Below are 7816 nucleotides of genomic sequence, written 5' to 3'. Positions count from 1 at the left end.
GCCCGACATCCGGTCGGGCCGACCGGTCTGTTCGCGGCGTCGTGATGCCGGGCACCGCCTCGCGGCTTCATCCTTCCGGGTGCCGCCCGGAATGTTCCGGCCCAGGCCACCGGACCACGGAAGCAACCCGGCCCGGCCGGTCGTCCGGCCGTCCGAGCCCGGTGAACCGCGTCGGCCGTCGCGTCCGTTCCTGTCCAGAGGGTTCAGCCGACCGGGGTGCAAGGGCGCACTGCGGCGGCTGGGCCCATCATCCCCGCGGACCCATCCCCACCGACCAAAGACGGACGACGCGTTCCAGGGAATGCAGCCCGGGAACACCGTGATGAGGACGGGTGAATTCACTCATCACGACAGCGACCTCAACGAGAACAGCGAACTCGACTACGCCGTGTCGAGCGATCCGCCGACCGGACAGATCCGCGCGTCGCGAATGCTGAACCTGGGATCCGACCACTGGCCGGTCGAGTTCAACTCCCCGTTCGCCCAGCCTCCGTGCACGGGGTTCGGAGTGACGGACAACAGCGATCCCTGCGTACCGCCGCCCCCCATGGCCGCGCGCAGCACGGGGGTGAGTTTCAGCAACCGCACCGGCTGTGATCTGACGCTGGAGTGGCGCGGGCGGCTGCCCGTTCTACAACAAACGCCACCTGGGCCCGGAAGGACGTCATCCCCGCCGTCAGCACGATGCTCAGGAGCGCCGCACGACGTGGGAACACCTTCTTCCTCGACATGCAGGACGCGCTCGCCGGACACGAACTGTGCCGCAGCGGCACCAAGCAGGCCACCGAGTATCGCGCGCGAGCTCCAGGTGCGGATCACGGCCGGGCGCCTGCTGGCCATCGACCGGGCCCCGGCCCAGCGCGGCACGACCGAGGGCACCAACTTCGTCTACCACGCGGCCGTGCCGGCCGGCACCGAGGCGCAGCCCTGCAACGGCTACGTCGAGGTGCGTTGGACGAGCGTCGAGGAGGCCTGCGAGCCTGCGAGCCGGCTGTCGACCACGAACGCCTGCGGATCGAGCAGTGCGTCGAGGCACTGCGTCACGGCGACGTCAAGGAGCTGATCCTGGGCGTCCCGACGACCTACCCGGTCTACGAGTCCGTGTTCCGCGCCTGAAGGAGGCGTCCCGTGTTCTTCCCCTATCCCGTGATCGAGCAGCTGACCGAGGCCCAGGTGCGGGTGCGGCAGGAGCACTTCGCCGGAGGCGGGCACGAGCGGGCCCGCAACGTCGAGGAGGGCATCTGGCGGCGGACCCAGCTCAAGGACCTGCTGCCGTTCCAGGTGGAGGTCGGCTGCGGCACCAGCATCGAGGCCGGGATCCCGCCGCTGCACTTCCTGCACGAGGTGTACCGGGTCACCGACCGCAAGGACAACGCGCTCACCCAGTCGCACGGCTTCACGATGCGCCCCGGGGACGACGCACTGGTGCGCGAGATGCTGGCGGGTTCGGACCTCAAGGCACCCGCCCTGGTGGAGATGTTCCGGGCGTGCTTCCTCGCGCGGCCGACGACGGCCCACCGCGCGCTGAAGGCCCTGCACGACTCCGGCGCCATGATCGGGCCGGTGATCACGCACAACTTCGACACCCTCTCGGCGCGCGCCGGCCTCGAAGAGTGCTTCGTCCGCCGGTACGACCAGAAGATCCCGCCGGTGCCGCTGCTGCCCGAGGCGAGGGCGCTGCTGGTGATCGGCCTGCACGCGGACCGGCGCGCGGTGCAGGAGCGGGCCCGGGCGCAGGGCAAACGGATCGTGTTCCTGGACCCCGAGGGCCTCATGGAGGACGGCGTGTTCAAGGAGTACCCCGTCGAAGGGGCGAGGGAGGGCGACGTCGTGGTGCGCCGGGAGGCGATCCCGGCCCTGGCGGAGCTGTGCGCGCTGCTGGAGATCCCGATCTGATCAGCTGACTGTCCGTCAATTGCATTGGCGGGATCGCGGTAGCGTCGTGGGGTACACCCCTCCGGTGCGCCCCACGACCCCATCAACGAAGGACAGTTCATGCGCGTATCCGTCATCGGCTGCGGTCACCTCGGAACCTCCCACGCCGCGGCGATGGCCGAACTGGGCCACGAGGTCATCGGCGTAGAGATCGACCCCGACAAGTGCGCCACCCTCGCCGGCGGCGCCTCCTGGTTCTACGAGGCCGGCCTGAACGAACTGCTCGCCCGGCACGTCCCCACCGGCCGCCTCCGCTTCACCACCAGCCTCGCCGAGGCCGCCGCGTTCGCCGACGTCCACTTCATCACGGTGGGTACTCCGCTGCGCGCCGACGGACGGGGCTACGACATCGACCAGGTCCTGGCCGCCGTGGGGAACCTCGTTCCGCTGCTGCGGCGCCCGGCGACGATCCTCGGCAAGTCGACCGTCACCGTGGGCACGGTCGCCCGCCTTCAGGAGATCATCGACCGGGCGGCCACCGTCGACGGCGTCGAGCTGGCCTGGAACCCGGAGTTCCTGCGCGAGGGCCACGCGGTCCAGGACAGCCTGTACCCCGACCGCATCCTGGTCGGTCTCTCCTCCCCGGCCGCGCTCGCCGCCGTGGAGGAGGTGTTCGCCCCGATCCTGGCCCGCGGCGACATCGAGATGGTGGTGACCGACCCGGCCACCGCCGAGGTCGCCAAGTCCGCCGCCAACGCCTTCCTCGCCATGAAGGTCTCCTTCATCAACGCGATGGCGCAGGTCTGCGACCGCACCGGCGCCGACGTGGCCGACGTGGCCCGCGTCATGGGCATCGACAAGCGCATCGGCCCCGGCGGGATGCGCGCCGGCATCGGCTTCGGTGGCGGCTGCCTGCCCAAGGACGTTGCCGCCTTCACCCACCGCCTGGGCGAACTCGGCGCCGTCGACGCCCACGGTCTGCTGACCGCCGTCCAGGACGTCAACCGCTCCCGCCAGGACGCCGCCGTCACCCTCGTCGAGAACGCCGCCGGCCGCCCCCTGAAGGGCCTGACCATCGGCTACCTCGGCGCCGCGTTCAAGGCCGGCACCTCCGACGTCCGGGACTCCCCCGCGCTGCGCCTGGCGGATCGGCTCGCAGGCCTCGGGGCGACCGTCGTGGTCTTCGACCCCGAGGCACTCGACAACGCCCGGCGCTCGAACCCCCGCCTGGAGTACCGGGAGGACGCCGCGGCGGCGGTCGCCGGCGCCGACCTGGTCGTGCTCGCCACCGAGTGGCCGGCTTTCACCCACGACGCCGACCTGCCGGCCACGGCCGCCGAGCTGGTCCGCAACCGCACCCTCGTGGACATCCGCAACGCCGTCGTCGACGGCCCGTGGCTCGCCGCCGGGTGGACGATCCACCAGCTCGGCCGTCCCACCCGCAAGCCGTAACCCGTCGGCGGGCCGCCCGGCCCGTCGGTGACCTTCGACCACCAGGAGGAGCACCATGGGCGCCACCGTCACCCCGCTGTGGGAACAGATCCGGGAACTGCGCGGCCGCGACGAGCGGCGCAGCAGAGCCCCTGGCCCCGCCCTGGAGCTGCTGCTGGTCAGCAAGGTCTCCGAGGAGGCCAACGAGGCCGCCGAGCTGTACCGGCGCTCGAAGGGCTGGGGAACCGACGGGAAGGCCACCGCCACCGAGCGCGAGGTCCAGCACGAGATGTGCGCGGCCATCATGGCCGGCATGGTCGCCCTCGACCGACTGTGCCCCGACGGCGACGCCGCCCGGGTCTGGCACGAGTACCTGGCCTACGGCTACGAGCGGGCCAAGGCGGAGAAGTCCCTGACCATCCGGTGAACCTCCGTGATGGCCGGCGCACCACTCGGGTGTGCCGGCCACCACGCGCGTCCGCAGCGTCCGCGAATCCCCCGCCATCGACACCGTTGCCACCGCCTACAACACGACCTTCACGGCCGACATGAAACTCCGAGGCCGGCTCAACCCCCATCGCCACGTGACACTCCCTTGTCGACCTGCCGGGATCCCTCCCGTAGTCCTTCTCGCACCACACTGACCTCGGCGCGGCGGGCGCTCTGACCAGCGGATCTACGACACCGAGATCGGGTGATGGCCCGTTTTGCACGGGTCTTGGCTGCCCCCCGGATGGCCGATTCAGCCGGCAGGGGCCGCCGCCGCCCTCGCCGCTTCCTCGGCACCGTGCCGGACCGCACGCGCTTTCGCTCGCCAGCCGGCCTTTCTCTCGCGCGCCTCGCTCCGGATGGCGGCCCCGGTGATGGCGGCCCCGCGCAGGGCGTCCAGGTCGGCGGTGGCGAGCAGGGGGCGGTGGTCGGAGACGTCCTCGTAGCCGTCCAGCACCTCGAAGCCGGTGAACGCCTCGGCCGTGACCGGGTCGGCGTAGGCGCGGTCGATGCGCAGCTCCCCGCCCTGGCCCTCGGTGCCGGGGCCGTAGCCGGCCGTCGGTGCGAGCGGCCGTCGGTCGCCGGTGAGGGCCGCGATGTGCCTGGCCAGGTCGATGAAACCCGCGGTGGTGAGGGCTTCGTCCGCGCGGTGGTCCGGCACGCGGCCGACACCGTGCACGTAGTGGGTGCGGTCGTGGAGGTGCGCCTGGTCGGTGATACGGGCGAGGGCGGGTTCCTCACCGACCGGCGGCTCGTTGAAGTCGCCGAAGACCAGGACCCGGCCGTGGGCCTGGATCGCCCTGCTGAACCACTCGGCCTCGATCTGGCGCAGCGTCGGACCGTAGAAGGTGGCATGGTGACCGATGACGGCGATGGTGCCCGGGACCGGTTCACCGTTCTCGTCCCGGAGGCCGAGTTCGACGTTGACCATCGGGATGCGCAGGGCGCGGGTGTGCTCGGCGGCGTGCTCGCGCTGGATGAAGAGGGGGCCGTGGTGGCGTACCAGGACGGCGTTGCGGTGCGGGGTGACCTTGGTGCCCACGCACATGTGGTCGTCCATGCCGAGTGCGGCCCCGATCTCGGTGGCCTGGCCGGCCTGGAGCTCACTGAGCACCACCATGTCCGGGTTGAGGCGGTCCAGGATCCGCGTGGTCTCGGCCAGGTCGTCGCCGCGTTCGGTGGTCCAGTACAGGATGCGTGCCGTGTTGCTGCTCATGAGGTCCTCTCCGCGGAGTGATCGGGGCTGATTCGGGCTGTCGGGCAGGAGCTACGGGTACGTTCGGTCGATGTGGTGGATCGGCCGGGCCACCGCGACCGCGAGCAGCAGCGCCGGAAGGACGAACCACCAGGTGCGCAGCCAGTGCCGGCGTACCGCCAGGGCGGTGAGGCCCAGTGCGGGCAGCGCGAGCCCGATCGCCAGGTGGGCCGTGCTGGTGGGCGAGGGTCGGTACCAGGGTGCAGGTGCTGCCCGGCAGTTGTCACCGTGCTCACCCTTCCCCGCAGATCGGGCAGGTGTCGTCCAGGACGTCGGGCACGCCGTGCAGGCGGAAGACCGCCGCCGGAGTGCCACGGGTGCGCACGCGGTGCCGGATCTCCTCCAGGTGTTTGCCGACGGTGTTCGCCGAGATGCCACGCATCGTCGCGACCTGCCGGTTGGTCAAGCCGTCGACCAGAAGCTGAAGCGAGGTCATGGCGGACTCCGGGAGCGGCTTCGTCAGCCGGGCCCGGGGCGGCAGGAGCAGCCTCATCCGGCAGGCTGTGTCGACCAACTGCGGCCACGTCTGCGCCTTGGCCTTGTGTCGCAGCGACTCCAGGTGTCCGCGCGCTGTGTCGGGCGTCATCGCGGCGGATCCCCGGCGTTCCGGCATGGCGTTGACGGCGTCCGCGATCTCGATGGCGTTCAGGTCGGACACCAGGTGGGCGAGCACCAGAGCCTCGTGTCGGGTGAGGTCCTCGGCCAGGTAGTGGCCGCACTTGCGTACCCGTGGCTCCTGGACCACCGGCAGCAGACCGGCGCCTGTGCCCGGGGCCGTCATCGCGGCCCCCGGTTCCACGGGGCCGGGTGGATGCCGCGCAGGCACGCGAGGCGGTGGGCGGCCAGTCGGCGGGCGTGCTTGTCGAGGCGGGCGCGGCGCACCGTGTCCATCACCTCGGTGAGCGCTATGACATCGCGCACCGTCCGGTAGCCGGACCAGGCGGCGATGTGGGCGTGGTCCGGGCCCTGGCCCTCCAGCGCGTAGGAGAGGTAGGTGTCGGCGTAGGTCCGGTGGTCCTCGTGCCGGCCGAGGAGCAGTTCGGAGCGCCGGCGGGCGGCGACCCGGTCCCATTCGCGGTGGCCGCGCCACAGCGGGCGGCGCAGCAGGAGGCCGATGTGGACGCCGTCGTCGTGGACGGGGACCATGCGGCGGTCGCCGAAGATGACGGTGTCCGGTGTCGGCCAGTCGAGGTGGTCCCATTCCTCGTGCAGTTGGGCCGTGCGCTCGTGGAGGAAGGCGCGGACGTGGTCGTCCAGCGGGGCGTGGTCCAGGCCGTTGAGGAGGCCGGCGAAGGGGTCGTGCTCCCGCAGCCAAGGGGCGGCCTCGGGGTCGATGCGGTGGGTGAGGGCGGTCACCCACGCGGACAGGGACGTGTCGCCGCTGGGCTTCCCGCACGGGTGCCAGAAGCTGACGGCCTGGCCGTCGGTGGCCGTGATGATGTCGGTGAAGTACGGGGCGATGGCGGCGACTTGGTGCTGCCGCAGGAACCGCGCGCCCCTGACCAGGGCCCAGGCCTCGTCCGCGTTCGGGTGGACGATGGCGAGGGAGTCGGAGGCGGGCAGCCGCCAGAGGTGGTTCGGGCTGTCGCTGACCAGCTCGGCTCGCACGGCCCACTGGATCTTCTTGCCGCTGGTGGTCGCGCAGGCCTGTTTCAAGGCCTCATAGGAGGCGGCGGCCTCTGCTCGGCGGGCCGGGCTGGTGGTCTTGAACGGATCTCTGGTGCGCATGGCGACGCTCACGGCGCGGTCCTCGGTACGGAGTCGGGTGAGGGTGGGTGAAGGGGGGTGAAGGGGGGTGAAGGGTCCGGGACGCCCTGCTTGGCGGGGTGGTGCGGGGGCGGGGCGGCCGTGGTGGGGGGGGCCGCCCCGGCGGGGCCGGGGCCGGGGCCGGGGCGGACGAGGGTGCGCCGTCCACGGCGCCCGGCCTACCCGCCGATTCCCGGCGGCGGGTGGTCTCGGGGGTGTGTGGGCCCGACCCCGTATCCAGGGGCCGGGCCCACACCGGGCGGCGTCGCCAACTTCGTGCCGCCCGGTTGCGGGACCCTCTGTCCGGGTCCCGCGGGTTGTCCGAGCCGACAGCCCCTTGGAGGGGGAGGGGGCGGCTCCGGACGCGGTGAGCATGCGCGCCCCTGGGGTAGGGCGGTGCTCTTCCGCCACCCGCTCCGGGGAGTGGACCGGAGTGGGTGTTCTGGAGTCCGGTGACGGCCTGCGCGAGCGAGGGCGGCAGACCGCCATCGGAGGTCTACGCGGTGGTGGTCAGGCGGGTATTCGGTCGAGCTCCGGACGCCCCGGCAACATGGCGACGGTCGGCCGAGGCCGGGACTCCCGCAGGACGGCGTCCGAGCGCAGCACCGCGACCCGCAGGCCGATCGGCTCGACGGAGGCGGCCCCCGCCGCCGGCGGCTGCGCGGGAGCGGGCAGCGCGAACTCCACCCAGACCTCCTTGCCGCCATCGGGGAGGTCTTCGACGCCGAACCGGGCGGCGTGGGCCATGACCAGCTTCAGGCCGCGGCCGCAGGTCGCCTCGTCGTCCGCCTGCCGGTACTCCGGTTGCCCAGTCCCGGGGTCCGCCACGGACACCCGCAGCGTCCCGGGGGCATACGTCAGGGAAGCGGTCAGTTGCACGTCCGGCCGGTCGCCGCCGCAGCCGTGCACGATGGCATTGGCACCGAGCTCGGTTATCTGAACTTCCATGGAAGGGCTCCGCATTGGATGCCGTGAATTCGTCATGTGAGTGGGGTGGGGCGGGTGGTCAGCGTCAGACTG

General features: G+C 72.0%; 9 protein-coding genes. 4 read left to right on the top strand and 5 right to left on the bottom strand.

Annotation, left to right across the window (positions count from 1 at the left end; genetic code table 11):
- Positions 1-381: 381 nt before the first annotated feature.
- A complete protein-coding gene (locus ACFRMQ_RS34910) occupies positions 382-819 on the bottom strand; it encodes a hypothetical protein (protein WP_380734814.1) in 438 nt (145 codons plus the stop codon).
- A gap of 132 nt (positions 820-951) precedes the next feature.
- Here ACFRMQ_RS34910 and ACFRMQ_RS34905 point away from each other — a divergent pair, with 132 nt between their 5' ends.
- The 4 genes from ACFRMQ_RS34905 (at position 952) to ACFRMQ_RS34890 (ending at position 3733) form a co-directional block, all read left to right on the top strand.
- Positions 952-1116 (top strand): hypothetical protein, encoded by a 165-nt coding sequence (locus ACFRMQ_RS34905; protein WP_380734813.1) that lies wholly within the window; start codon positions 952-954, stop codon positions 1114-1116.
- A 12-nt stretch (positions 1117-1128) separates the two neighbouring features.
- The gene (locus tag ACFRMQ_RS34900; RefSeq protein ID WP_380734812.1) at positions 1129-1896 is read left to right on the top strand and encodes a hypothetical protein; all 768 of its coding nucleotides are present in this window, start codon (positions 1129-1131) and stop codon (positions 1894-1896) included.
- A 99-nt stretch (positions 1897-1995) separates the two neighbouring features.
- A complete protein-coding gene (locus tag ACFRMQ_RS34895) occupies positions 1996-3327 on the top strand; it encodes a UDP-glucose dehydrogenase family protein (protein ID WP_380734811.1) in 1332 nt (443 codons plus the stop codon).
- Between the two features lie 55 nt (positions 3328-3382).
- Entirely contained in the window at positions 3383-3733 is a 351-nt protein-coding gene (locus ACFRMQ_RS34890) for a hypothetical protein (RefSeq protein WP_380734810.1), read from the top strand.
- A gap of 315 nt (positions 3734-4048) precedes the next feature.
- Here the strand turns inward: ACFRMQ_RS34890 and ACFRMQ_RS34885 are convergent, their stop codons facing one another.
- From ACFRMQ_RS34885 to ACFRMQ_RS34870, 4 genes are all read right to left on the bottom strand, one after another.
- On the bottom strand, positions 4049-5011 hold the full coding sequence (locus ACFRMQ_RS34885; RefSeq protein WP_380734809.1) for an endonuclease/exonuclease/phosphatase family protein: 963 nt from the start codon (positions 5009-5011) through the stop codon (positions 4049-4051).
- Positions 5012-5282: 271 nt separating this feature from the next.
- Positions 5283-5831 (bottom strand): LuxR C-terminal-related transcriptional regulator, encoded by a 549-nt coding sequence (locus tag ACFRMQ_RS34880; RefSeq protein ID WP_380734808.1) that lies wholly within the window; start codon positions 5829-5831, stop codon positions 5283-5285.
- The gene (locus ACFRMQ_RS34875) at positions 5828-6790 is read right to left on the bottom strand and encodes a hypothetical protein (RefSeq protein ID WP_380734807.1); all 963 of its coding nucleotides are present in this window, start codon (positions 6788-6790) and stop codon (positions 5828-5830) included. Before ACFRMQ_RS34875 ends, ACFRMQ_RS34880 begins: the two co-directional genes overlap by 4 nt.
- Before the next feature lie 516 nt (positions 6791-7306).
- On the bottom strand, positions 7307-7744 hold the full coding sequence (locus ACFRMQ_RS34870; protein WP_380734806.1) for an ATP-binding protein: 438 nt from the start codon (positions 7742-7744) through the stop codon (positions 7307-7309).
- Between the last annotated feature and the right edge of the window lie 72 nt (positions 7745-7816).

Origin of the sequence: Kitasatospora sp. NPDC056783, from assembly GCF_042789895.1 — a bacterium.
Taxonomy (GTDB): Bacteria; Actinomycetota; Actinomycetes; order Streptomycetales; family Streptomycetaceae; genus Kitasatospora.
The sequence above is the reverse complement of the archived record's forward strand: the minus strand, read 5'-3'. Positions and strand labels throughout refer to the sequence as shown.